Raw genomic sequence first — 25,592 nt, 5'->3', positions numbered from 1 at the left:
ATGAGCACGCCACAACTGGTTTTGCCTGCCCCGGCAAAACTCAATCTCATGCTGCACATTCTGGGACGTCGCCCTGACGGCTATCACGAACTGCAGACGCTGTTTCAGTTTCTCGATTACGGCGACGAACTGGGTTTTACCGTTCGCGAAGATGGCGAGATTCGCCTGCAGAGCGATGTTCCCGGCGTTCCGCATGACAGCAACCTGATCGTCAAAGCTGCCCGAGCCCTGCAAAAACAGTCCGGCTGCACACTGGGCATGGATATCTGGCTGGAAAAACGCCTGCCCATGGGTGGCGGTATCGGCGGCGGCAGCTCGGATGCAGCGACCACCCTGCTGGCCCTGAATCATTTGTGGCAGCTCGGTTGGGATGAGGATCGTCTGGCGCAACTGGGGCTGACGCTGGGCGCCGATGTACCGGTTTTTGTGCGTGGACATGCCGCTTTTGCTGAGGGCGTCGGCGAAATTCTCACCCCGGTGGACCCGGAAGAACCGTGGTATTTGGTGCTCGTTCCGCAAGTCGCTGTAAGTACAGCAGAAATTTTTTCAGATCCGTTGTTGACACGCGACACGCCGCCCATTAAAGTGCGCCCCGTTCCCAAGGGAAACAGTCGAAATGACTGTAAGGCGGTTGTAGAGAGGCGTTACCCAGAAGTACGTAACGCTTTGAATTTGTTAGGTAAATTTACCGAAGCAAAATTAACCGGAACTGGAAGTTGTGTGTTTGGGGCCTTCCCAAACAAAGCTGAAGCTGATAAAGTCTCGGCCCTTCTTACAGAGACCCTTACGGGGTTCGTAGCGAAAGGAAGCAACATCTCGATGTTGCATCGTAAGCTGCAAATTCTGTAGCAGGAATTGAGTGCCAGGCACTCGATTGATTCAATACAGGGGCGTCGCCAAGCGGTAAGGCAGCAGGTTTTGATCCTGCCATGCGTTGGTTCGAATCCAGCCGCCCCTGCCATTTTCTACACTCATCCAGGTTACCCTCAGCCTCTAGGTACTGCGCGTGTCCAAGATGATGGTCTTTACGGGGAATGCCAACCCCGATCTCGCTCGGCGTGTAGTACGTCAGCTGCATATCCCACTGGGTGATGTTTCTGTTGGAAAATTTTCCGACGGTGAAATCAGCACTGAGATTAATGAAAACGTCCGCGGTAAAGACGTCTTTATCATTCAGCCGACCTGCGCACCCACGAACGACAACCTGATGGAACTCGTCGTGATGGCTGATGCCTTCCGTCGCTCCTCAGCGTCCCGAATCACTGCTGTGATTCCCTACTTTGGTTATGCCCGCCAGGATCGCCGTCCGCGCTCCGCACGTGTTGCAATCAGCGCAAAAGTTGTCGCTGACATGCTGACCGTGGTGGGAATCGATCGTGTACTCACGGTTGATCTTCATGCTGACCAGATTCAGGGCTTCTTCGACATTCCGGTAGATAACATCTACGGCTCCCCCGTTCTGGTGGATGACATCGAAGATCAGCGCTTTGAAAACCTGATGATCGTTTCCCCGGATATCGGCGGTGTCGTGCGTGCACGTGCTGTCGCCAAATCCCTGGGTGTCGATCTCGGGATCATCGACAAACGCCGTGAGAAAGCCAATCACTCCGAAGTGATGCATATCATTGGTGATGTCGAAGGGCGTACCTGCATTCTGGTTGATGACATGGTCGATACCGCCGGCACGCTGTGCCACGCGGCCAAGGCCCTGAAAGAGCATGGTGCTGCCAAGGTCTTCGCCTACTGCACACACCCTGTGCTGTCGGGTCGGGCGATCGAAAACATTGAAAATTCCGTGCTGGACGAACTGGTGGTGACCAACACCATCCCGTTGTCCGCCGCCGCTCAAGCCTGTGGCCGTATCCGTCAACTGGATATTGCCCCGGTAGTCGCCGAAGCGGTTCGCCGCATCAGCAACGAAGAATCGATCAGCGCGATGTTCCGTTAACTGACATCACGCAGACGAAAAGCGCCCCGCCCTGACATCCGGTCAGGGCGGGGCTTTTTTGCCCATACCATCCGAGCGCTGGTCGCAAACGCAACGGTGGATGTGGTTAATTTGGAGATACAACATGAACGAATTTACCCTGAATGCAGAACAGCGTTCCGACCTGGGGAAAGGTGCGAGCCGCCGCCTGCGTCGTCTCGCTAGCCTGGTTCCAGCTGTCGTCTACGGTGGCGACAAAGCCCCCGAGTCCATCAGCATGCTGGCCAAGGAAGTTGCCAAACTGCTGGAAAACGATGCGGCCTACAGCCACATCATCGAGCTGAACGTTGGTGGCAAGAAGCAAAACGTCATCATCAAGGCGCTGCAACGTCACCCGGCCAAAGGCCACGTGATGCACGCTGACTTCGTGCGCGTTATTGCTGGCCAGAAACTGACCGCAATCGTGCCGATCCACTTCCTGAACGAAGAAGCTCCGGTCAAGAAAGGCGGCGAGATCTCGCACACTACCACTGAACTGGAAGTGACCTGCCTGCCGAAAGACCTGCCAGAGTTCATCGAAGTTGATCTGGGCACGCTGGAAGTAGGTGACAACGTTCACCTGTCCGAACTGAAAGCCCCTAAAGGCGTTGAGTTCGTCGCTTTGGCACACGGTACTGACCTGGCAATCGCCAACGTCCACGCACCGCGTATCGTCAAAGACGAAGAAGAAGGTGAAGCTGAAGAAGGCGCTGCCGAGTAATTCATTACTTGGTAACGTCGGAGTTGCTCAGGAGACATCGCGAGCGATAGCAGGCAAAGCGGGCGAGATCGCTGAGTTTACATCATGGTAAATGAGCAGTTTTCGTCCACATTGCCGCTGTCGTCAGCGGTTCAACCCTCAACTCCAAAGGAAGAGCCCCTGTCGTGACCGCCATACAACTGATCGTGGGCCTGGGAAATCCAGGCGCCGAATACGAACAGACCCGGCATAACGCAGGGGCTTTTTTTGTTGAGCGTATTGCTGCGGCGCAACGAGTCAATCTCGTTCCCGAGCGCAAATTCTTTGGCCTGACCGGGCGCTTCACGCACCAGGGTCAGGATGTTCGTCTGCTGATTCCCACCACTTACATGAACCGCAGCGGCCAGGCTGTCGCGGCACTCGCCGGCTTTTATCGCATCCCGGTCGAGTCGATTCTGGTGGCGCATGACGAGCTTGACCTGCCTCCAGGCGTCGCCAAACTCAAAGTAGGCGGCGGCCATGGCGGTCATAACGGGCTGCGCGACATCATTGCGCAGCTCGGCAATCAGAACACATTCCATCGCTTGCGGCTTGGCATTGGCCACCCGGGCGATGCCAGCAAGGTATCCGGCTTTGTCCTGGGTCGAGCGCCACGCGCCGAACAGGAAAAACTGGACGCCAGTATCGACTTTGCCCTCGGCGTGCTGCCGGATATCTTCGCCGGTGAATGGAACCGGGCGATGAAAAACCTGCACAGCCAGAAGGCCTGACATCACTCGAGGGGAAACACCATGGGATTCAATTGCGGCATCGTCGGCCTGCCTAACGTCGGCAAGTCCACCCTGTTCAACGCCCTGACCAAATCTGGTATCGCGGCCGAGAACTTCCCCTTCTGCACCATCGAACCGAACAGCGGCATCGTGGCCATGCCCGACCCGCGTCTGGCGGCCCTGGCAGCCATCGTCAACCCGAAACGCATCCTGCCGACCACCATGGAGTTCGTCGACATCGCAGGCCTTGTGGCAGGCGCTTCGAAGGGCGAAGGCCTGGGCAACAAGTTTCTCGCCAACATCCGCGAGACCGACGCCATCGCCCACGTGGTGCGCTGCTTTGAAGACGAGAACGTGATTCACGTTTCCAACAGCGTCGACCCCAAGCGCGATATCGAGATCATCGACCTGGAACTGATCTTCGCCGACCTCGACAGCTGCGAGAAGCAACTGCAAAAGGTCACCCGCAACGCCAAGGGCGGCGACAAGGACGCAGTGGTCCAGAAAGGCCTGCTCGAGCAGTTGATTGCACACTTCAGCGAAGGCAAGCCTGCACGCAGCCTGATGAAGAGCATGAGCAACGACGAGAAAGCCACCATCCGTGGCTTCCACCTGCTGACCACCAAGCCGGTCATGTACATCGCCAACGTCGCCGAAGACGGTTTCGAGAACAACCCGCTGCTGGACGTGGTCCGCGCCATCGCCGAAGAAGAAGGCGCAATGCTGGTGCCGGTCTGCAACAAGATCGAAGCCGAAATCGCCGAGCTCGATGACGGCGAAGAAAAAGACATGTTCCTCGAAGCCCTGGGCCTCGAAGAACCCGGCCTGAACCGCGTAATTCGCGCTGGCTACGAAATGCTCCACCTGCAGACCTACTTCACCGCAGGCGTCGAAGAAGTCCGCGCCTGGACCGTCCGTGTCGGTGCAACCGCACCACAGGCCGCAGGCGTGATCCACACCGACTTTGAAAAAGGCTTTATTCGTGCCGAAGTCGTGGCCTATGACGACTTCATCCAGTTCAAGGGTGAGTCAGGCGCCAAGGAAGCCGGGAAGTGGCGTCTGGAAGGCAAGGAATACATCGTCAAGGACGGTGATGTGATGCATTTCAGGTTTAACGTGTAAACCAAAGGAAGCGTCCGGCGGGATCTCGGCAAGTGCAGATCCCCCTATCACGAAAGCCCCATTATCTGGGGCTTTCGCGTTTTTATGCACGGCCATGCTCAAGCGCTCCACCCTATCGCAGGCACCCTCAAATTTTTGATGGGGATGTCTGTTTTTCTATGTAAAATGTCGTTTTTTAACCGTCGCTCATCCACGTCATTTAAACATTCACGTTTAACGCAGCAGATGTCTGAAAGGCGGCAGCCGATTAGCGATTGTTTCCACGGACCGGGCAGAGCCTTGTCATAACCCAAGGTAGATACTCTTTTGAAGATCTTAGTAACAGGCGGTGCAGGCTTCATCGGTTCGGCGGTCATCCGGCACATCATTGCCAACACAACCGACTCCGTCGTTAACGTCGACAAGCTGACCTATGCAGGCAATCTAGAATCGCTGCAGTCAGCTGATCAAAGCGAGCGCTACGCGTTTGAGCATGTCGATATCTGCAACCGCGAAGACGTGGATCGGGTTTTCAAAGAGCATCAGCCCGATGCCGTGATGCACTTGGCGGCCGAATCGCATGTTGATCGCTCGATCACTGGCCCTTCGGAGTTTATCCAGACCAACATCATCGGCACCTATACCCTGCTTGAATCTGCGCGTGGCTACTGGAGCCAGCTGGACGAAGCACGCAAGGCCAACTTCCGCTTTCATCACATTTCCACCGATGAAGTGTACGGCGACCTAGAAGGTCCGGAAGATCTCTTCACCGAGACAACCCCTTACCAGCCAAGCTCACCCTACTCGGCCAGCAAGGCCAGCTCCGACCACCTGGTACGCGCCTGGAGCCGCACTTACGGCCTGCCTACTCTGGTGACCAACTGCTCCAACAATTACGGCCCGTGCCATTTCCCCGAGAAGCTGATCCCGCTGATCATTCTCAATGCGCTGGAAGGCAAACCGCTGCCTATCTACGGCAAAGGTGATCAGGTTCGTGACTGGCTCTACGTAGAAGACCACGCCCGCGCATTGTACAAAGTCGTCACCGAAGGCGAAATCGGCGAGACCTATAACATCGGTGGTCACAACGAGAAGCAGAACCTCGAAGTGGTCAACACTGTCTGCGCCCTGCTCGACCAGTTGCGTCCGGACTCAGCCCATCGCCCGCATGCCAACCTGATCACTTATGTGCAGGACCGCCCGGGCCATGACCTGCGCTACGCTATCGATGCCAGCAAGATTCAGCGCGAGCTGGGCTGGGTGCCTGAAGAAAGCTTCGAATCCGGCATCCGCAAAACGGTGCAGTGGTATCTCGATAACCCCGAGTGGGTTGCTCATGTAAAGAGCGGAAGCTACCAGCAATGGATCGACAAGAACTACACAGCGCGCGCCGATAAATGATGAAGATTCTTCTGCTGGGCAAAAACGGCCAGGTGGGTTGGGAGTTGCAACGTTCACTCGCTGTAGTGGGTGAAGTAGTGGCTCTTGACCGCCATACCGTATCGACGGCCTATGGCGACCTTTGTGGCGATCTGTCTGACCTGGAAAGCCTGCGCAATACCATTCGCAGCGTGAAACCTCAGGTTATCGTCAACGCCGCAGCCTATACCGCTGTCGACAAGGCTGAAACAGAGCGCGAGCTCGCGCATACGGTCAATGCCCTGGCCAGCCAGGTCCTGGCAGAAGAAGCGCGCACGCTGGACGCCCTGTTGGTTCATTACTCGACCGACTATGTGTTCGACGGTTCGGGCGACACCGCCTGGAAAGAAAGCGATGCGGTGTCGCCGGTCAACTATTACGGCGCAACCAAACTTGAAGGCGAGCGACTTATCGCTGCCTCAGGCTGCAAGCACCTGATCTTCCGTACCAGCTGGGTTTACGCGGCACGTGGCAACAACTTTGCCAAAACCATGTTGCGCCTTGCAAAAGATCGCCCGACGCTCAATGTGATCGCCGATCAGATTGGAGCGCCTACAGGTGCGGAGTTGCTGGCCGACATAGCAACGGCAGCCCTGCTTCAAACGCTGGCGAAGCCGGAGCTTTGTGGCATCTACAACTTGGCACCTGCCGGCGAAGTGTCATGGCATGCCTACGCGCAGTATGTGATTGATTTCGCCCGCGCCAACGGGGAACCCCTGGCGGTAGAAACGATCAATCCCATCGGCACGATCGAATACCCTACACCCGCGCAACGCCCTCTGAATTCGCGTCTGAACACAGAAAAGCTGCGCCACAATTTTTCTCTGCACCTGCCTGACTGGCAAAGTGGTGTAGCCCGAATGCTCATGGAAACTCTGAACAAATGACCACCATTAATCGTAAAGGCATCATCCTGGCCGGCGGCTCGGGCACTCGTCTGCACCCGCTCACCCTTGGCGTATCCAAGCAGATGCTGCCTATCTACGACAAGCCGATGATTTTTTACCCTCTTTCAGTGCTGATGCTGGCGGGGATGCGTGAAGTCCTGATCATCTCGACACCAGAAGACTTGCCAAGCTTCCGCAAGCTGCTGGGTGATGGCAGCCAATACGGTATTCAGCTGACTTATGCTGAACAACCTACCCCTGACGGCCTGGCACAGGCGTTCATCATCGGCGAAGAGTTCATCGGTGAAGATCCTTGCTGCCTGATTTTGGGCGATAACATCTTCTACGGTCAGCACTTCTCCGACAACCTGCGCTCGGCCAGCCAGCAGACCAGCGGCGCTACGGTCTTCGGCTATCACGTTTCCGATCCTGAGCGCTTTGGTGTTGTCGAGTTCGACGAAACCGGTCGCGCCTTGAGCATCGAAGAGAAGCCTGCAGCACCGAAGTCGAGCTATGCAGTAACCGGCCTGTACTTCTACGACAAGCAGGTCGTCGAAATCGCGAAGAGCATCAAGCCTTCCGAACGTGGCGAACTGGAAATCACTGATGTAAACCGTGCCTACCTCGAGCAGAAGAGCCTGACCGTAGAAATTCTCGGTCGTGGCTTTGCGTGGCTGGACACAGGTACTCATGAGTCGCTGTTGGAAGCGAGCCATTTCGTGCACACCATCGAGCAGCGTCAGGGCTGGAAAGTTGCCTGCCTGGAAGAGATCGCCTACACCAACGGCTGGATCACGGCCGCTCAGTTGGGCGAACAGGCTCAGAAGCTGAAGAAGACCGGCTACGGCCAGTATCTGCAGAAGTTGCTGGGTCTGGGCTCGTTCTAAGACTGCAAACCTCTATCCAATACCGCAAGGCTGCGAACAGTATGTCATCTGCTTTTCCCACGGTAGCCGTGCTGTTGGCAGCCTATAACGGTATGGCGTGGATAGAGGCGCAACTTGATTCAATCCTGAAGCAGAAAAACGTCTGCGTCAGCGTGTTCATCAGTGTCGATACCTCCACGGACGGCACTGAAGCATGGTGTGCCGACTACGCTCAGCACCATGCGAGTATCTCCCTGCTGCCGCCTGCCGGACGATTTGGCGGAGCGTCACGCAACTTCTTTCGCTTGATTCGGGATGTCGACTTCTCGACATTCGATTACGTAGCGTTCTCAGATCAGGATGATATCTGGCACCCGGACAAGCTTCAGCGCGCCGTAGCGGCTTTGGCGCCGGGTCATCATGATGCCTATTCCAGCAATGTCACCGCATTCTGGCCGGATGGGAAGCGCTTACTGCTGGACAAGGCTCAACCTCAGGTCCAGTGGGACTATCTGTTCGAAGCTGCAGGCCCCGGCTGCACCTATGTGATGAATCGCCGGCTTGCAGATGCCTTCAAGTCATCACTCCTTTCCCACTGGGATGCAGCTCAGGCCGTCAGCCTGCACGACTGGTACTGCTACGCATTTGCTCGCAGTCACGGCTTCCGATGGCTTATCGATCCGGTTTCCGGCATGGACTACCGTCAACATGCCAACAACCAGGTTGGAGCCAATACCGGACTTGCTCCACTCATCAGTCGACTGAAAAAAATTGCTGATGGCTGGTGGGCCGGGCAGGTATTGCTCATTGGCCGTTTGACCGGAAACAACCAACTGCATACTGCGGGGAAGCACGGGAGTACACGGCTGTCGTTCCTGAAACTCGCTTTCAAGGCACCGCAATGCCGCAGGAGACCGCGAGACAAGATTTTCTTCGTTATTGCGTGCCTGGCAGCAATGCTAAGCAAGCCTTGACTGCCAAATAGCCACTCGTACCCTATCAGGCCCAGCCAGAGCGATATAGCCTGATTAAACCAGTGATCAGGCATCGCAACCTTCTGAAAATACGGGTTTTCAACATCTGCGCCCAAAGCCAGAGAGGACTTCAGCCGCCGCATGGCCGGGCATCGGTCACAGCACCGAAACCGCTTAATTTCGCTGGGCACCGAATGTTCTCCGGCGGCGGCTTATGTTAATGTGCAGGCCTTTGTTTTCGGTATCAAAAGCGCAAAGAAGCCGGTGTAAACGGGGTGAGCGGAACCAGCCTCGGAAGGTGGGGTCACTTGTACCGCCCAACCAAGGATGACAAGGCTCCAGTCACCCATACGGCCATGAGCTCAGATACCGGACGCGCTTCAATTCGTAAAACCGTCCTGCCATGAAGACCTTGTGTTGCTCATCGTCGGAACCTACGTCGGAAAACTACAAATAGACGATGCATGCCCCGCGCGCCCCAGTCATAACAGAACTACCCCCCTTATCCAGCGCAGACATTTTCCGCCCAGGTGGACAGTCTATGGCGCACCCGACGCCCATGAGCCTCGGTATCGTAAAACGCGTTTTAATGGCGCAATCAAATTTCATGGCGCAGGCTTTTTTCAACACACGCCTGCCCCAGCCAGGGCCTTATGAGCAGACCCTGATGAGCATCCCGGAGATACGTTACCTATGAATGCAACACGCCTCGCCATTCCAGACGTCATCGTATTTGAGCCCAAGGTTTTCGGAGACGATCGCGGTTTTTTCTTTGAAAGCTTCAACCAGAAGGCATTCGAAGAGGCCGTTGGGCGTTCTGTAACGTTCGTTCAGGACAACCACTCGCGTTCGGTGAAGGGCGTTCTTCGCGGTTTGCATTACCAAATTCAACAGCCACAGGGCAAGCTGGTCCGAGTCACCGTCGGAGAAGTCTTTGACGTTGCGGTCGACCTGCGCAAGAGCTCCCCGACCTTCGGCAAATGGGTAGGACTGCATCTCACCGCCGAAAACAAAAAACAACTGTGGATTCCGGAAGGCTTTGCCCACGGCTTCGTTGTACTGTCCGAAAGCGCCGAGTTCCTTTACAAGACCACCGATTACTGGGCGCCTGAACATGAGCGCAGCCTTGCCTGGAACGACACCACTGTGGGCATCGACTGGCCATTCGGCGAAGCGCCCTCTCTGTCCGCTAAAGATCAGAAAGCCGTCGTATTCGAAGACGCCGAGGTGTTCGCTTAATGAACCCTCATAAAACCCCCTCGGCAGGCCCTTTACGGCTCGTCAGTAGCCTGTGGACCAACCGCTCATTGATCTCGCAAATGACCAAGCGAGAAGTCATTGGGCGCTACCGTGGCTCGGTGATGGGCCTGGCGTGGTCATTCTTCAATCCGGTTTTGATGCTGGCGGTATATACCTTCGTGTTCTCTGAAATCTTCAGCGCACGTTGGGTCGGAGTCGATACCGGCAAAGGCGGCTTCGCTATTCTGCTGTTCGTCGGGATGATCGTGCATGGCTTGTTTGCAGAGTGTGCGAACAGAGCACCTTCTTTGGTGATGAGTAACAGCAATTACGTCAAGAAGGTGGTGTTTCCTCTGGAGATTTTGCCGGTTATCACCTTGGGTTCGGCGCTCTTCCACAGTTGCATCAGCCTTATTGTGCTGGTGATCGCACAACTGTTGATCTCGCACACGCTTTTCTGGACGGCGCTGTTGTTTCCGCTGATTCTGGTGCCGCTCATTCTCGGCACACTGGGTATCAGCTGGTTTCTCGCATCCCTGGGTGTGTACTTGCGCGACGTCGCGCAGGTCATTACGGTTCTGACAACCGTTCTGCTGTTTCTGTCGCCGGTTCTTTACCCGGTGGCGGCGCTTCCTGAGGTCTATCGCCCTTGGCTGCAGATGAACCCGCTTACCTACATTATCGAAGAGAGCCGTAGCGTACTGCTGTTCGGCAACCTCCCGCACTGGGACAGCCTGGGTATCGCCATCGTGATTGGCGCGGTAATTGCTGCAATGGGGTTCTGGTTCTTCCAAAAAACACGTAAAGGATTCGCTGATGTCATCTGATCAACCGGTTATCAGCGTACAAAACGTCTCGAAGTGTTTTTACACGTACGACAAGCCCCACGACCGCTTGAAACAAGCCTTGGTGCCTAGAATTCAGCGCTGGTCGGGACAGCCGACCACTACTTATGGCAAGGAATTCTGGGCCCTGCGCGACGTCAGCTTCGACGTCGGCAAAGGCGAAACAGTCGGCATCGTGGGCCGCAATGGTTCAGGCAAGTCAACCTTGCTGCAGATCATCTGCGGAACATTGAACCCGACTGTTGGCGAGATTCACACGCGTGGCCGGGTCGCGGCCTTGCTGGAGCTCGGTTCGGGCTTCAACCCCGAGTTTACCGGCCGCGAAAACGTTTATCTGAACGCTGCTGTACTTGGGCTGACGCGTGACGAAGTGGACGAGCGTTTTGACGCGATCGCCGGCTTTGCCGATATTGGCGAGTTCCTTGATCAGCCGGTCAAATCCTACTCAAGCGGCATGGCCGTACGCCTGGCGTTTGCAGTCCAGGCCCAGGTCGATCCGGAAATCCTTGTTGTAGACGAAGCACTTTCCGTTGGCGATGCACGATTCCAGGCCAAGTGCTTTGAGCGCCTCAGGCAGTTGAAAGAAAATGGCACCAGTATCCTGCTCGTCACGCACTCCAGCGAACAAGTGGTCACCCACTGTAATCGCGCGATTTTGCTGGAAAAGAGCAGGATCGAGATGATTGGCGAATCGCGCCCGGTCATCAATCGCTACACGGACCTCCTGTTCGGGCGTGAGAAGAGCCCTATCACCGACAGGAGTCTGGACCTCGCCGAAGCAGAGCGGGTGGAAACCGCCCCCGTCGAAGCCGACAAGATAGCGCTGCGCTTTGATGAAGACGTGTACGCCAGCAGGCCTGGTTATAACCCTCATGAGTACCGTTGGGGGGATGGCGCTGCAACACTGCTCGACTTCCATATGAATGCATCGGGAAGGGAGTTTCCCAACAGCGTTGAATCGGGCGAGGAAATCGTTCTTGATCTGGCCCTGCAATTCAATCGTACAGTGGTCAACCCGATTATCGGCTTTACGATCAAGACCAAAGAGGGTGTCACCGTATACGGCACCAACTCTTACATGCAGGATTGCGAGGGCACAGGCCTGATCGGCAGCGCTGGCAAACAGGCAAAAGCGCGAGTGAAATTCAGAAACGCGCTGGCGACCGGTGATTACTTCATTTCCATCGGTATCGCCTCTCGGCAAAGCGAGGACATCGTGCCTCACGACCGACGCTATGATTCGATACATTTCGTCGTAGAACCTACTCCGAAGCTTCTGGGCCTGATAGACCTGGCGGCCTCCATGGAAATTGAACCGGTACTTGTTGATGTTTGAGCTTGATAGATATGGCTACCTCCGTGATACAGACACATCTGTATGGGTGCGGACTGATTATCAGGGCATTGCCTACAGTGACGGCGATAGCTCGGAAAATGAGCTGGCGAAGATCGTTCGTGACGCAAGCGATGTCTCCGTGCTGTCGAGCGAGCTTCCGCACTACTGTACCGACTGGCCAAAGCTCTATCACCTTAGTTCCACCCGCGGAAATATCTTTCGCCCATTCGAGCATCTTCTAAAAGGTAAATCAGTTCTCGAAATCGGTGCGGGTTGCGGTGCGATCAGCCGCTACCTCGGTGAGGTGGGTGCTAACGTGCTCGCGCTGGAAGGTAGCCCGCGCCGAGCTGCAATCGCAGCGAGCAGAACACGTGATCTTGATAACGTCACGGTGCTTGCTGAACGATTCGATGACCTGAAGATTGATCAGCAATTTGACGTAGTAACGCTCATAGGTGTACTCGAATACGCCAGCATGTTCAGCAATGACGAAGATCCTGCACTGGGGATGCTGAAACGAGTTAAAAAGCTGCTCAAACCTGACGGACATCTGTTTATTGCCATTGAGAACCAACTTGGCCTCAAATATTTTGCCGGCGCGCCAGAGGATCACGTTGGTGTCGCTATGTACGGTATTGAGGGCCGGTATGTCGGCCGCCAGCCTAAGACATTTGGCCGCAAGGGCCTAGATCAGTTAATAGCCCTAGCTGGCTTTGCATCATCAAGCTTTTTATCGCCTTATCCCGACTACAAAATTCCCAACTCCCTGATCACAGAGAACGGTTTCAAAGCCGATAATTTCGACGCTGCTGCATTGGCCTGCCAGAACACTCGGAAAGATCCACAATTACCATCGACCACTACATTTAACCTCGAAAAAGCTTGGCCGGTGGTGATCGAGAATCATCTGGGCATGGATCTCGCAAATTCGTTTATAGTCGTCGCTTCATGCCAGCCGTACGATGCAGTCCCCAGAAATGTCCTAGCGTATCACTACAGTACAGGGCGCAATGCAGAGTACTGCAAAGCAACGGTTTTCGTCGATACCAGTGAAGGCATAGAAGTCCAATACCAACGTCTAAGCACTATCGAAGCGGCAGACGACAGTGATGCCCCGTTCAGATTCATCCTTCCTGCAGCTCATGGTTACGCAAAAGGCAACTTGCTCAGCCTGCAATTTCTTGAAGCCTCAACAACGAAAGACTGGTCAGTTGAAACGTTTACCCCTTTCCTGAAGACCTATCTAGATTGCCTGAGCCAGCTCTTGGATGCTGAAGAAAGCGCTACTGAACTGGACAAAGTAGACGTTCGTTTACCTGGCCATTATATTGACGCAGTTGCACAAAATATCATTATTGACAGTGAAGGCAAGCCACACCTCATCGATATCGAATGGGAGATGAAGGAAGGCGTCGAGCTTGGCCATCTACTAATGCGGGGCCTGCTGCTACTGATAGCGAATAAAGTACCCTTTTACCCAAGCATGACCATGATCAACAGGCGTGATTTTATTCTTGAGTTGATTGGCAGTGCAGGCCTTGAGATCAACGAGCAGGATCTGAACCGATATGCGCTACTAGAGGCCATGTTCCAAGAAAAAGTCACCGGTCGCGAAGCTGCGAGTTTTCTTAATTGGTCACCAGAAGCGACCATTCAGAAAATGGGATCCCTGGGAGACAAAACGCCTAGGGTGGCGACGCTCTATATAGGTGATTCGGCGGGCGGCTTCAAAGAAGAGCGGACGATAAGTCAATTTGTACACGATGGACGTCAGACCTTAGTGTTCACAGTTCCAGCGACCTACCGATGCGCGGCACTTCGCTTTGATCCCACCAATATTCGTCAATCTTTTTCGGTAGACGCAATCACCATTTATGACGCCAATTCGGAAGCATGGTCATGGCGTGACAGTGCCAGCGCATCTCTAGACTCTTCGGGCACCACCACATTCGTTAACGACGTGAACGACAGCACAATGTTCATGGCATTGGATGATGACCCGCACATCGTGCTTCCGGTTGATCTCAATTCGCTATTAGCCGGGAAGTCGTTCAAAATACAGATTACGTTCACTTTATTCACGGAAGGTCAGGTCGCTGAGCGACTCCTTCAACAGGAAGAGGAGCTCAAGCTGGCGCTTGGGTCTATATCGGAATTGAATCTTAAAGACCGCTCAGCTTTAGACGCCGTTGAGGTAGCGAACCTTGCGTTAGAGGACAATCATCGCCTGGCTCTGGAAGAGCTCAAGGCTGAGAATCTGGCGGTGCAAGACGAGCATCGTTTAGCCCTCGAAGAGCTTGAAGCTGCGTACCAAGCGGCCAAGGAGCATCACAGATTGGCTCTTGAGGAGTTCGAAGCTGCACAGCTTGCCTCTCAGGAAAGCCATCGAGCCGCGCTGGAAGAACGGGAGGCTGCAAATCTGGCGATTCAAGAAAACCACCGTATTGCTATGGAAAATCTTGAGACGGCAAACCTTCAGGTTCAAGCAGAGCACCGTCAGGCGTTAGCGGATATTGATGCCGCTACCCGAGAGGCGCAAGAGAAGCATAATGCCAAGTTAACAGAGCTTGAAATTGCGATTTTGGCAGCTCAGGAAAATCACCGTCTGGCACTTGTAGACAAAGATACGCATGTTCACAACTTGAACCTGCATATCATCGCGATGCAGTCTTCGTACAGCTGGAAAGCCACTGCCCCACTGAGGAAGATAACCAGGTCATTTTTCCGTGCAAAACGTCTTGCCGCGTCGATTCCACTGATTGTTCAGCGAGGAGGCGGACTTTCCAGTACAGCGAAGAAGGCCTACCAAGTGTGGCGTCTCAGGGGACTCGCAGGTGTCATCGCACAGGCTCGCTGGGTTCAAGGTGAAGCTCAACATGCGTTCGTCGGAAGCGAAACGCGTGAAGTGCCCGATCGACACGATTATTCTCGATGGGTCCAATATTATGACACGTTGGGCGAAGCCGAAATCAATCGTATCAACGAGCACATGAATCGCTGGATTGAGTACCCGCTTATTTCCATCATCATGCCGGTGTATAACCCACCACTGGATCTCCTGCGTGAAGCAGTGGACAGCGTGCGCTCACAGCTTTATACCAATTGGGAACTGTGCCTCGCTGACGATGCATCGACAAATCCTGCGGTGATCGAGTACCTGAAATCTTTGAAGGCGCAAGACAAGCGCATCAAAGTTGTTTTCCGTGGCAGCAATGGCCACATCTCGCAGGCAAGCAACTCGGCACTTGGCGTCGCTAAAGGTCTTTTTGTTGCGTTAATGGACAATGATGACCTTCTGCCTGCTCATGCGCTTTACTGGATTGCTCGCACCATTCGCGAAAACCCAGATGCAGGATTGATCTACTCGGACGAGGACAAGATTGATACCGAAGGGAACCGTAGCTCGCCATACTTCAAGTCAGACTGGAACGAGTTTCTGTTTCGTTCGCAAAATATGGTTTGTCACCTTGGAGCCTATCGTCGTGATCTCGTCAATGAAGTCGGGCAGTTCCGCGTAGGTTTCGAGGGTGCTCAGGATTATGACCTCGCCTTACGTTGCATAGAAAAACTTAAACGCGACCAGATTATTCACATTCCTCGAGTGCTTTATCATTGGCGCATACACGCTGGCAGTACAGCCATGGCTGGCGACGAAAAGCCTTATGCTGCATTGGCGGGAGTTAAAGCTCTTGATGAGCATTTAGAGCGTCAAGGTCGGATTGGCTCGACAGAGTTGCTACCTACAGGACAGTACCGCGTGCACTACAACCTGCCGACAACGCTGCCTCTTGTAACACTTGTCATACCGACAAGGAATGCTCACGCATTGGTCAAGCAGTGTATCGACAGCATCAAAGGCCTGACAACGTACAAAAATTACGAAATCATTCTGATTGATAACGGCTCTGACGATCCCGAATCGCTGGAATACTTTGCTCAAATCGATCAGGAAGAAAACATTCGCGTACTTCGAGACGATGGGCCGTTTAACTACTCTGCGCTCAATAATGGTGCTGTGCGTATCGCCAAAGGTGAGCTAATTGGTCTCATCAATAACGATATTGAGGTGATTACACCTGAGTGGCTCAGCGAGATGGTGTCAATTGCTTTGCAGCCGAAGGTCGGTGCGGTAGGCGCAAGGCTTTGGTACCCAGACAACAGACTCCAACATGGTGGTGTTGTGGTGGGTATAGGTGGTGTTGCAGGCCATGCACACAAGTATCTTCCAAAAGGTGCACATGGCTATTTCTGTAGAGCGGAGCTAATTCAGGAGTTCTCGGCGGTCACGGCCGCATGCCTGATCATTAAAAAGTCAATTTTTGATGAGGTAGGCGGGTTGGATGAGCAGCATTTGAAGATAGCATTCAATGATGTGGACTTCTGCTTACGGGTTCAGGAAGCTGGGTATCTCAACGTCTGGACACCTTTCTCTGAGTTGTACCACCATGAATCGGCGACGCGCGGTCTGGAGGACACGCCTCAGAAACAGGAACGATTTGGACATGAGATTCGCTACATCAAAAATCGCTGGCCGAACATCCAGGTGGATTACGCCTACAGCCCGAACTTAACCCTTGATCACGAAGATTTCGGTCTGGCTTGGCCTCCAAGGTTCAAAAATTGATCGCAGTCGCCAAAAACATTCAATACAGCGCTGTGACATTTTCTGCAGCCTTAAGGGTCACCCGTGTTTCAAACTAATCATTCAGATCATCAAACAGGCTGGTCCAGCACTCGTTACCAACGAGTGCTGGCCACTACCTATTTCATCCTTCTGTCGGTTTGGTCGGCGGGAATTGCCTTTAATGGCGCACCTGATGAGTCAACGCACTTTTTTTTGCTGGAATACCTGAAATCGTTCCATTCCCTGCCAGCAGCCAGTGCGCCGACTCAAGCGTTTACAGGTAGTACATCGGGATACACTTGGCAACCAGGTGAGTTCTGGTATCACGGTCTGCCATTCCCGCACGTCATTGGTGCACTGATCAGTTCATACAGCTTGAGCTGGATGTTACCGAGCGATCTGGGCTATCTAGCTGCAAGATGCTTTAACTGGATACTGGGCGCAGTATTTATCTGCGCCTTGTTTCGTATCGCAAACCGGGCAGGCATGTCGAAAAAAGCAGCTGCCCTTGCAGCGCTGATCATCTCACTGATACCGCAGGTCTCCTTTGTTTTTTCTTATTTCAACAGTGACGCCTACGGACTGATGAGCGTTGCACTGCTTATCAGTGCGCTGCTGGGTTTTCTGAAAGCACCGAATAAATTGACCGCCGTATGGCTAGGCGGCGCGATAGGGCTGATGTTTCTAGCGAAGTTGTACTTGCTGCCTGCCTTGGTTTTCGTCGTGGTGATGCTCGCTGCGCAGCATTTTTTCAGAGACAAAATTCTGAAACAGCGCGTTGTGCCGATGCTAACAGCTGCCGTAATTGTTTCACTGCCCATGCTGCTTGTTACCTATCTTAAATTTGGGGAGATCTCCGGAATCTCCGGGCAGATCGACTTTGTTGCACTGCATAAAAATAACCCTGCTGCAGGCTTTGGGACCTGTTATATCCGGTGCTCGGGGCATCTGTTAAACATGGAGAATGTCATTCCGTGGCTCAACCTCACATTGACTAGCTACTTTTCGACCACTGGCTGGATGAATATATTTTTACCATCGACCTATTACATGGGCGCGGCAGTATTGTTCATCTCGATTGTCATCATGGCAACGATACAGACAGCTCGTATTTATTCACGTGATAGCAAGCCGATATTTCTTCTGAATTTTCTGCTGCCGCTGATCATGATACTGGGTCTGTTCCCGTCAATTATTTTGCTCAGTATGCTGGCCTCTCAGAACTCCTTGCCTCAACCGCAAGGTCGATATCTGTTCGTGACAATTCCTTTTCTGACGCTGCTCATTGCTTTTGCAACCATGAGCAGAGCTCGTGCCAGAAACGCTACTTCGTCTGTTAGAAATGCCAGGTTAAGCCAGTTTCACGTGAAGTGCCTCATCGCAGTGGTGATATGGATGGCCTGGACAAATATGGCGGCTTGGAAAGAAAACACGCTTAGCTCGAGCAACATCCAAAAATCGGCCATCGGAAAGTCAGTGACCGAAGCTGTTATAGAAAGTAATGCGTCCAGAAAACCGGCTACCGACAGCCTCAGTGCAGCGCAGTTGGCAAACCGGCTGTCGTTGAATAATGGGGAGTTTTTCCTGAAAGCCCCCTTGGAACAGGTCCGCGCAATGGGCACCCTCGACGAAGTTCGCAAAACTTCAGAAGGCTGGATACTTAGGGGATGGAGTGTTCCTCCACAGACAGACGGCTTGCCTGAGTACATCATTGCTGTAGAAGCTGGAAAAATTGTGGGCGCATTCAGAGTCGAGGGCAAGCGACCGGATGTCGCTGCAGCGTTGGGCAACAAGTCTGCCCTTCGCAGCGGCTATGAAGGCACTGTTCCTGCTTTGTCAAGCCCCGACAAATGTGATTTGAAACTTTATACTGTCAGCTCAACCTTCAAAGTTTTCGCCATGCCTGATGTGTGCGAGTTCATCAGTCGTTCGTCTTACTGATTATGGAAATTCCAATGGAAAATATTCCCCTTTTCTCAGCTACCAAAGCCAACGCCGGACTCGACTTCACCACGCCTTTAAAGGCTGTTCTGGACAGCCACTGGTACGTCTTGGGTAATGAGGTAAAGCTTTTCGAAGAAGAGTTCGCAGCGTATGTCGGTGTGCAACACTGCATTAGCGTGGCCAACGGCTCCGACGCACTGGAGCTTGCACTCAAGGGCTTGGGCATCGTCGTCGGTGACCGCGTAGTCGCCGTAGCGAACGCCGGCTTCTATGGCAGCACTGCCATCCACGCAGTAGGCGCAGTGCCTGTTTACGCAGATGTCGATCCTGCAACATTGACCCTTTGCAAAAACTCTCTGGAAACCGTGATTGCCAAGGAAAAGCCGGCGGCCATCATCGTTACGCATCTGTACGGTCAGTTGGCGAATATCGAAGAGATCGTACAAATCGCTTCCGCAGCAGGTATTCCCGTTCTTGAAGACTGCGCTCAGTCGCACGGCGCACGACGCAGTGGCAAGCAAGCGGGTAGCTTTGGCACCATAGCCTGCTTCAGCTTTTACCCCACCAAGAATCTGGGCGCGTTAGGTGACGGTGGCGCAGTGGTTACCGGGGATGACGCTCTGGCAGCACGCATTCGCCAGCTTCGCCAGTATGGCTGGGACCAGAAGTACCGCATTGCCATCCCGGGCGGTCGCAATAGCCGGCTCGACGAGATGCAAGCTGCAATCTTGCGCGTCAAGTTGCCTCATCTGGACACCTGGAACGAGCAGCGCCGCTCCATCGCCAAGCGTTACAACGAAGCGTTTGCCGGTCTGGACATTGAACTTCCATGCTCGGTGTCGGAAGACTACGTTGCACACTTGTATGTGATTCGTGCGAAAGACAGAACTGCACTTGCCGCTGCGCTTAAAGAGAAGTCCATCAGCACAGATATCCACTACCCGATTGCCGACCATAAGCAGCCGGCTTACTCGGCAGCCCCTTCCGTGGCTCTGGACGTAACCGAGCGTACATGTGATACCGTCATCTCCCTGCCCTGCTTCCCAGGCCTCAGTGACGACGAGGTTGATCGCGTCATCGCTGCGGTCACTGCGCACTTTTCCAAGGAGATATGATTTTGCTGACGTTGGTCATTCCCGTCTATCGTAATGAGAGCAATCTGCCCGACTTGCTCGTTGCTGTGACGGCGCTTGATGAGCAGCTCGGACACGACCTGGAGGTCGTGTTCGTTGTGGACGGCAGCCCTGATCGCTGTTACGAAATACTCAGGGAACAACTGCCGTCACAATCGTTCAAGTCCAAGCTGATTCTGCTGTCCAGAAACTTTGGATCATTCATGGCGATCCGTACGGGTCTGCAGCATGGCAGTGGCGACCGTTTTGCGGTAATGGCTGCAGATCTTCAGGAGCCGCCGGAACTGGTTCTGGAAATGAACACGGTACTGATGCGCGGCGATATCGACGTTGTGGTTGGTGTACGTGAGGGTCGTCAGGACCCATGGGCAACACGTACGGCTTCAAAGATTTTCTGGGGATTTTATCGTCGCTATGTCATTCCTGAAATCCCGCCAGGCGGCGTCGATATGTTCGCCTGCAACAAGGCTTTTCGGGATACTCTGCTGACCCTTGAAGAGCGTCACAGCTCTCTCATCGCGCAGATATTCTGGATGGGCTATCGCCGCGAGGTAGTTACCTATACCCGGCAGGAACGGGTTCACGGTACGTCTGCGTGGACACTGCGTAAAAAAGTCAATTACCTGATGGACAGCGTATTCTCCTTCACGGATATGCCTATACGTATATTGACCCGCGTCGGCGCGTTCGGCTCTACATTTGCAGCGCTGTTCGGTGTGTTCACACTGATCGCCAAGCTCGAAGGCAGAATTGAAGTACCCGGCTACGCAATGATCATGCTGGCCATCACATTCCTCGGCTGTTTGAACCTGCTGGGATTGGGCATCGTCGGCTCTTATGCATGGCGCACTTACGAAAATACAAAGAATAGGCCCTTGGCCATCCCGATGCGGATCGAGGGATTTGGAGAAACACATGAGCAGCGGTAAGGATTTCTTTGTTCACAGCCATGCGCTGTGCGAGTCCGAGAATATCGGCAAAGATTCGCGGGTATGGGCGTTCGCACATATCCTGCCAGGCGCAAGCCTCGGTAGTGAATGCAACGTCTGTGACAACGTCTTCATCGAGAATGACGTTATCATCGGCGATCGGGTGACGCTGAAATGCGGTGTACAGGTATGGGACGGCATTACCATTGAAGACGATGTCTTCATCGGTCCTAACGCCACATTTACCAATGACCTGTTCCCACGCAGCAAAGTCTATCCACAGAGTTTCGCGCGTACCATCATCAGAAAAGGCGCCTCACTGGGTGCTAACTGCACGATTCTTCCGGGTATCACCATCGGCATCAACGCCATGGTCGGCGCAGGTGCCGTCGTTACCCGCTCTGTGCCGCCTAACGCTATAGTCGTAGGTAACCCGGCCAAGATCATTGGTTACGTGGACGCCAAGCCTGTCAACGCCAGTAGCGAGACGCACCCGGAAAAAGCCGCACCAGGAGTAACCGCCACGTCGGTGAAGAACGTTACCCTGCACACCATGAATGAAGTCGCGGATATTCGCGGTAGCTTGTCGGCGGGCGAATTCGAGCGTTCGGTACCCTTCAAGTCCGAACGTTACTTCTTGGTCTACGACGTACCGACCGCCGAGACTCGAGGCGAGCACGCACACCGTATCTGTCACCAGTTCCTGGTTGCCGTGAAGGGCTCGGTTCATGTTGTAGCGGATGATGGTGTCAATCGTGAAGAGTTTATTCTCGACAAGCCGAATCAGGGCATCCACCTGCCGCCGATGACGTGGGGTATTCAGTATCGCTATTCTCAGGACGCCGTGCTGTTGGTATTTGCGTCGCATTACTATGATGCCGGGGACTACATTCGTAACTACGAAGAATTCAAATCCCTGATCGCAAACGCTGAATAATGGCACGATGATGAATCAGGCTGTTTCAAAATTCTTAAAACAGGATTTTGCCCGATTCCTGATGTCAGGCGGTTTCAACACCGCCCTGACCTACGGACTCTACCTCGTTCTGTTAATGTTCCTATCCTACAACATAAGCTATACGATTTCTTATGTGTCTGGAATATTACTAGCCTACATCATGAATCGGTTTTTTGTATTCAAGAGCCATCAGGGACTGCGCTCAGTCATTTTATTGCCGCTTATATACGCTTTCCAGTATTGCTTGAGCTTGGCCATACTTTGGTGTTGGGTTGAACAACTTAAACTGGATGCAAGGTTGGCACCATTGGCAGCAATAGCACTGACACTTCCCGTTACGTTTATCCTTTCAAAACTTGCCTTTTCGGCCGGACCTGCGTCACGGTAGTGCAAGTCTTCTAAACGTAGATCCCACACACTCTGTATTTCACCTTGAAGAGCGTGCAACCCTATAAAACCTTGATGCGTCTACAGTGATGCCAATGCCCAAGGGAGAAGCACCAACTGCTTTGGATTGGCCGTTCAGGATTCGAGATGTGTAAAAAGTTGGCTCGTTTATAAACCAATATCTAAGGAAAAACCATGTACAAAACCCTTACGGCCATCTGTTTTCTTACCCTCCTATCAGCCATCATCTCTGGGTGTGATAAGAAACCGGATAATGCATCAAGCTTGCCAAATGCCAAAGTCACTCACTATTCATTCGACAAATGCAATATTGATTCGATCGCGGGAAAAACAGGGGCGAGCATCTACGTCAATCGAGAAGTGGTTGAGTTTAATGGGTGGGCCTTCGACCCAATAAAAAATGAAGCCCCCAAAGAAATCAGGCTCCGCCTGACGGGCTACAAAGGCGCTCCCGACACGTTCAAAGACCCGGTCATTATTGATCGTCCCGATTTGGTAAAGGCATTCAAAAACGACAAGCTTCTGAAGTCCGGATTCTCATTCAAAGCAGACCTGTCTTCATTTGAATCAGGCGGCTACAGCGTGGTTTTAGAAATACCTGGAGAAAACTCGTCTAGCCTATGTCAATCTAAAGTCTTGCTCGTCATCAAATAACCAGAAAGCACTTCGCCTCCTTACGACAGCTATACCTTCAAGGCCGAAAACTATGGACAATGCAACAAAAGAGCGAACCCTAAACAGCTTTATGCTGCTATTGATATCGGCTACTTTTGTCGTGGGGAATTTTCTGTGGCAGGGCCATGATGGATTTAACCTTTGGGATGAAGGCTACCTGTGGTACGGCGCTCAACAGATCATCAAAGGAGAAGTACCAGTTCGAGATTTCATGGCCTATGACCCAGGTCGCTACTACTGGTCCGCGGGATTCTTTGCGCTTATGGGTGACACAGGCATCGTAGCCCTGCGTGCAGCCGTTGCAGTGTTTCAACTGCTAGGTGTCTATGCAGGGCTCTGGACAATTTCCATCGCGCTAAGATCTAACACGACAAGAAGACTTGCTTATCTGTGCATCGCGGCTATCACCCTCATGGCCTGGATGTATCCGCGGCATAAGATCATTGACATGTCCCTCTCGATGATCGTAGTCGCCAGCCTGACTTATCTGCTGTTGAGCCCTAACACGAAACGTTACTTTTTTCTCGGCGTCATCGTCGGCATCGCTGCCGTATTCGGCCGTAACCACGGTGTGTATGCCGCTGTTGCAAGTCTGATAGCCGTGGGTTGGCTGGCAATTAAATCACCGACGCCCGATAACCGTTTGACGGACATTGTGGCTTGGGCCGCAGGTGTAGCAGTTGGCTATCTTCCCGTATTAGCCATGTGCCTTTTTACACCAGGCTACTTTACAGCGTTCATCGATACGATTGTCTTCATGCTTGAGCAGGGTAATACGAACTTACCTCTTCCGATACCTTGGCCCTGGACGGTGGGTTTTGGTACTGCCGGAGTCGTCATCGAAACAAGATGGTTCCTGATCGGGCTGTGCTTCATGGGGTTGATAGTATTTGGAAGTGGTGCACTGGCGTGGGTATTCAAAGAGCGAATCAAGGGGCGCGCTGTGCCTCCAGAACTTGTGGCCGTTGCCTGCGCAACGCTGCCTTATGCTCACTATGCTTTCGCTCGAGCAGACGTGGGGCATCTCGCACAGGGAATATACCCTTTACTCTTGGGTATCTTTATTACTCTAGGGACACTTCACTCAGAAACTTTAAAGTGGGCACTGGCCATACTTACGAGTGTCGTCAGTTTATTCATTCTTGCCGCTTGGCAACCCGGGGTCCTTGCTCGCACCCAAGACGGATGGACCTCGGTAGAGGTGTCCGGTTCGAACCTATCCATGGACCCCAGCACGGCTGAAGCGGTACATCTTCTGAGGGATCTGACCAATCGCTATGCTCCAGCGGGCAGAAGCGTACTGGTGTTACCTTTCTGGCCGGGAGCTTATCCCTTGCTGGGGCGCAATGCGCCGCTCTGGGAAATTTACGCACTCTCGCCTCGAAGCGAGGCTTTTCAACGAGCTGAAATTCAACGCATAAAGAAGGCTGATCCCGGTTTCGCATTAGTCTTCAACATGGCGATGGATGGACGAGAAGAACTCAGATTCTCCAATTCGCATCGTTGGATTGAAGAATACATTCACACCCATTTTGAAGCGGTCACGAACTCACCTAACGCGGCTTATCAGATATACAAGGCACCTGATAAAACAGAGGCTCACTGATTTACGTAAACGCCGAAACTCGTTCCGCTTGCATTAAATGTTCGTAACGGTTGAGGGGGACTTGTTGCTCTCCCTCACACTCTGTCTAGGCACACCGCCAGGATCAGGCTCAAATTGCCCTGTACAGTCTGCCGGTAGATCCCCGCTTTTCGAAGCGTGAACACACGTTTGAACAACCGCTGCCTGCGACCGCTTTCAAAGTAACCCAGCACGTGCCGACTTTCCTCGGTGAGCACACACTCCATATCCTTGAGGATCGCCACGTTGGCATCGTTCCACTCGGCAAATCGCCCTGAAAGCATCTTTCGAAATCGTATCAGCCTTTCTCGAGTGCTCGCATTGGCGCCGATCAGGTTTCCGTGGTGTTGGCGATAGTAGAGGCAGGGGTCGGCGTCATAGAACACCTGACCGCCGCATCCGGTCACCAGAAGATAGGTGAGCCAGTCATGCGCGATCAGAGGAGCGTGTTCAGGCAATTTGGCCAACAAACCACGGGTCGCCTGATTGATCAGCATGGTATTGGCGCCTGCCAGGCTCTGAACCAGGGCGTTTTTAAAAGAGGGCGTTTTTTTGAACAGCGGAGAAACCCCAATTACCTTCAAGTCTGCATCGACCAACCGGGTTCTGGAGCAGTAAAGCGCCGGCGTATCGGGCTTCAATAGCTCAAGGCGCCCCACGCTTCTCTCCAGCTTGTCACTGAACCAGACGTCATCCTGATCACTGAACGCAAAATAGTCGGCGTCTATTTCAGGGCGTTGAACCAGCGAGACAAAGTTCTCCGCAAAGCCCTTGCAAGGCCCGCTGAAAATGACCAGCCGCTCGCGCCCCCAGCGGGCCTGGTAGTCGGACAGTATGTCAACGGTGTCATCAGTCGATGCATCGTCGGAAACATAAAGAACCCAATTGCGAAAGGTCTGAGCAAAAAACGATTCGAGCTGCTCACGAAGATACGCAGCCCCATTGTACGTGCACATCAAAATGGCGACGCGAGGGCGACCTGACGCCTCGGATAAACCTCGACGCCGTAGCGGGTTGGCACCGTCCGCCCTGTGTTTTTCGGTGAGCTGCGTTCTCAAGAAACCTTTCGCCTGCAAAAACCGCGCATTTTACGCCTTGTATCGACTCCCGTCAGTTATCAAATGATTGAATGCCTATCCGTTGATCCAACTTTTATACGTCCCCCCACTAAAACGGAGAAACCGGCGGTTTTCA

21 protein-coding genes and 1 tRNA gene are annotated in these 25,592 nt (G+C 53.4%); 21 read left to right on the top strand and 1 reads right to left on the bottom strand.

Annotated features, from left to right (window positions below):
* From ispE to ACW55A_RS00415, 21 genes are all read left to right on the top strand, one after another.
* A complete protein-coding gene (gene ispE / locus ACW55A_RS00515; RefSeq protein WP_498810278.1) occupies positions 1-849 on the top strand; it encodes a 4-(cytidine 5'-diphospho)-2-C-methyl-D-erythritol kinase in 849 nt (282 codons plus the stop codon).
* Positions 850-886: 37 nt separating this feature from the next.
* Positions 887-961 (top strand) — tRNA-Gln (locus ACW55A_RS00510).
* Positions 962-1,015: 54 nt separating this feature from the next.
* On the top strand, positions 1,016-1,948 hold the full coding sequence (locus ACW55A_RS00505; RefSeq protein ID WP_004419135.1) for a ribose-phosphate pyrophosphokinase: 933 nt from the start codon (positions 1,016-1,018) through the stop codon (positions 1,946-1,948).
* Between the two features lie 124 nt (positions 1,949-2,072).
* Entirely contained in the window at positions 2,073-2,687 is a 615-nt protein-coding gene (locus tag ACW55A_RS00500; protein WP_003365632.1) for a 50S ribosomal protein L25/general stress protein Ctc, read from the top strand.
* Between the two features lie 164 nt (positions 2,688-2,851).
* Positions 2,852-3,436 carry an aminoacyl-tRNA hydrolase gene (pth, locus tag ACW55A_RS00495; protein WP_003317127.1) on the top strand — a complete coding sequence of 195 codons (585 nt, stop codon included), beginning with the start codon at positions 2,852-2,854 and terminating at the stop codon, positions 3,434-3,436.
* A gap of 21 nt (positions 3,437-3,457) precedes the next feature.
* Positions 3,458-4,558 carry a redox-regulated ATPase YchF gene (gene ychF / locus ACW55A_RS00490; protein ID WP_003433722.1) on the top strand — a complete coding sequence of 367 codons (1,101 nt, stop codon included), beginning with the start codon at positions 3,458-3,460 and terminating at the stop codon, positions 4,556-4,558.
* Between the two features lie 306 nt (positions 4,559-4,864).
* Positions 4,865-5,938, top strand: coding sequence for a dTDP-glucose 4,6-dehydratase (gene rfbB / locus ACW55A_RS00485; RefSeq protein WP_498810276.1), 1,074 nt, complete (start codon positions 4,865-4,867; stop codon positions 5,936-5,938).
* Positions 5,935-6,843 (top strand): Rossmann-fold NAD(P)-binding domain-containing protein, encoded by a 909-nt coding sequence (gene rfbD, locus ACW55A_RS00480; protein WP_499140174.1) that lies wholly within the window; start codon positions 5,935-5,937, stop codon positions 6,841-6,843. The genes rfbB and rfbD overlap by 4 nt, the downstream gene beginning before the upstream one ends.
* Positions 6,840-7,730 carry a glucose-1-phosphate thymidylyltransferase RfbA gene (rfbA, locus tag ACW55A_RS00475; RefSeq protein ID WP_455807911.1) on the top strand — a complete coding sequence of 297 codons (891 nt, stop codon included), beginning with the start codon at positions 6,840-6,842 and terminating at the stop codon, positions 7,728-7,730. Before rfbD ends, rfbA begins: the two co-directional genes overlap by 4 nt.
* Positions 7,731-7,771: 41 nt before the next feature.
* On the top strand, positions 7,772-8,683 hold the full coding sequence (locus tag ACW55A_RS00470) for a glycosyltransferase family 2 protein (RefSeq protein ID WP_455807912.1): 912 nt from the start codon (positions 7,772-7,774) through the stop codon (positions 8,681-8,683).
* 693 nt (positions 8,684-9,376) lie between these two features.
* Positions 9,377-9,922, top strand: coding sequence for a dTDP-4-dehydrorhamnose 3,5-epimerase (rfbC, locus tag ACW55A_RS00465; RefSeq protein ID WP_003365650.1), 546 nt, complete (start codon positions 9,377-9,379; stop codon positions 9,920-9,922).
* Positions 9,922-10,749, top strand: coding sequence for an ABC transporter permease (locus ACW55A_RS00460; RefSeq protein WP_498810273.1), 828 nt, complete (start codon positions 9,922-9,924; stop codon positions 10,747-10,749). Before rfbC ends, ACW55A_RS00460 begins: the two co-directional genes overlap by 1 nt.
* Positions 10,688-12,103 (top strand): ABC transporter ATP-binding protein, encoded by a 1,416-nt coding sequence (locus ACW55A_RS00455; RefSeq protein ID WP_498810271.1) that lies wholly within the window; start codon positions 10,688-10,690, stop codon positions 12,101-12,103. Before ACW55A_RS00460 ends, ACW55A_RS00455 begins: the two co-directional genes overlap by 62 nt.
* Positions 12,096-16,727: a glycosyltransferase gene (locus ACW55A_RS00450; RefSeq protein WP_498810269.1), complete on the top strand. Its 4,632-nt coding sequence runs from the start codon at positions 12,096-12,098 to the stop codon at positions 16,725-16,727. Before ACW55A_RS00455 ends, ACW55A_RS00450 begins: the two co-directional genes overlap by 8 nt.
* Positions 16,728-16,790: 63 nt before the next feature.
* A complete protein-coding gene (locus ACW55A_RS00445; protein ID WP_498810267.1) occupies positions 16,791-18,668 on the top strand; it encodes a glycosyltransferase family 39 protein in 1,878 nt (625 codons plus the stop codon).
* Positions 18,669-18,682: 14 nt separating this feature from the next.
* A complete protein-coding gene (locus ACW55A_RS00440; protein ID WP_003365660.1) occupies positions 18,683-19,786 on the top strand; it encodes a DegT/DnrJ/EryC1/StrS family aminotransferase in 1,104 nt (367 codons plus the stop codon).
* Between the two features lie 2 nt (positions 19,787-19,788).
* The gene (locus tag ACW55A_RS00435; protein WP_498810266.1) at positions 19,789-20,733 is read left to right on the top strand and encodes a glycosyltransferase family 2 protein; all 945 of its coding nucleotides are present in this window, start codon (positions 19,789-19,791) and stop codon (positions 20,731-20,733) included.
* Positions 20,720-21,670: a WxcM-like domain-containing protein gene (locus tag ACW55A_RS00430; RefSeq protein WP_498810264.1), complete on the top strand. Its 951-nt coding sequence runs from the start codon at positions 20,720-20,722 to the stop codon at positions 21,668-21,670. The genes ACW55A_RS00435 and ACW55A_RS00430 overlap by 14 nt, the downstream gene beginning before the upstream one ends.
* 7 nt (positions 21,671-21,677) lie before the next feature.
* Complete coding sequence (locus ACW55A_RS00425) at positions 21,678-22,079, top strand: GtrA family protein (RefSeq protein ID WP_003365666.1); 402 nt, start codon at positions 21,678-21,680, stop codon at positions 22,077-22,079.
* Positions 22,080-22,273: 194 nt separating this feature from the next.
* Positions 22,274-22,753 (top strand): hypothetical protein, encoded by a 480-nt coding sequence (locus tag ACW55A_RS00420; protein WP_054080637.1) that lies wholly within the window; start codon positions 22,274-22,276, stop codon positions 22,751-22,753.
* A 52-nt stretch (positions 22,754-22,805) separates the two neighbouring features.
* Positions 22,806-24,380: a hypothetical protein gene (locus ACW55A_RS00415; RefSeq protein ID WP_161428589.1), complete on the top strand. Its 1,575-nt coding sequence runs from the start codon at positions 22,806-22,808 to the stop codon at positions 24,378-24,380.
* 74 nt (positions 24,381-24,454) lie between these two features.
* On the opposite strand, the gene ACW55A_RS00410 is transcribed toward ACW55A_RS00415, so the two are convergent.
* The gene (locus ACW55A_RS00410; RefSeq protein WP_080480122.1) at positions 24,455-25,456 is read right to left on the bottom strand and encodes a glycosyltransferase family 2 protein; all 1,002 of its coding nucleotides are present in this window, start codon (positions 25,454-25,456) and stop codon (positions 24,455-24,457) included.
* Positions 25,457-25,592: the final 136 nt, after the last annotated feature.

The organism is Plantibacter cousiniae (nom. nud.), assembly GCF_977070315.1.
Note: the sequence above shows the minus strand (reverse complement) of the source record. Positions and strands in the feature narration are given on the sequence as shown.

Excerpts from the sequence above, each read along its gene's own strand:
- ispE (WP_498810278.1), top strand. The coding sequence starts at position 1 with ATGAGCACGCCACAACTGGTTTTGCCTGCCCCGGCAAAACTCAATCTC.
- ACW55A_RS00505 (WP_004419135.1), top strand. The coding sequence starts at position 1,016 with ATGATGGTCTTTACGGGGAATGCCAACCCCGATCTCGCTCGGCGTGTA.
- ACW55A_RS00500 (WP_003365632.1), top strand. The coding sequence starts at position 2,073 with ATGAACGAATTTACCCTGAATGCAGAACAGCGTTCCGACCTGGGGAAA.
- ychF (WP_003433722.1), top strand. The coding sequence starts at position 3,458 with ATGGGATTCAATTGCGGCATCGTCGGCCTGCCTAACGTCGGCAAGTCC.
- rfbD (WP_499140174.1), top strand. The coding sequence starts at position 5,935 with ATGATGAAGATTCTTCTGCTGGGCAAAAACGGCCAGGTGGGTTGGGAG.
- rfbA (WP_455807911.1), top strand. The coding sequence starts at position 6,840 with ATGACCACCATTAATCGTAAAGGCATCATCCTGGCCGGCGGCTCGGGC.
- ACW55A_RS00470 (WP_455807912.1), top strand. The coding sequence starts at position 7,772 with ATGTCATCTGCTTTTCCCACGGTAGCCGTGCTGTTGGCAGCCTATAAC.
- rfbC (WP_003365650.1), top strand. The coding sequence starts at position 9,377 with ATGAATGCAACACGCCTCGCCATTCCAGACGTCATCGTATTTGAGCCC.
- ACW55A_RS00460 (WP_498810273.1), top strand. The coding sequence starts at position 9,922 with ATGAACCCTCATAAAACCCCCTCGGCAGGCCCTTTACGGCTCGTCAGT.
- ACW55A_RS00450 (WP_498810269.1), top strand. The coding sequence starts at position 12,096 with ATGTTTGAGCTTGATAGATATGGCTACCTCCGTGATACAGACACATCT.
- ACW55A_RS00440 (WP_003365660.1), top strand. The coding sequence starts at position 18,683 with ATGGAAAATATTCCCCTTTTCTCAGCTACCAAAGCCAACGCCGGACTC.
- ACW55A_RS00430 (WP_498810264.1), top strand. The coding sequence starts at position 20,720 with ATGAGCAGCGGTAAGGATTTCTTTGTTCACAGCCATGCGCTGTGCGAG.
- ACW55A_RS00425 (WP_003365666.1), top strand. The coding sequence starts at position 21,678 with ATGATGAATCAGGCTGTTTCAAAATTCTTAAAACAGGATTTTGCCCGA.
- ACW55A_RS00420 (WP_054080637.1), top strand. The coding sequence starts at position 22,274 with ATGTACAAAACCCTTACGGCCATCTGTTTTCTTACCCTCCTATCAGCC.
- ACW55A_RS00415 (WP_161428589.1), top strand. The coding sequence starts at position 22,806 with ATGGACAATGCAACAAAAGAGCGAACCCTAAACAGCTTTATGCTGCTA.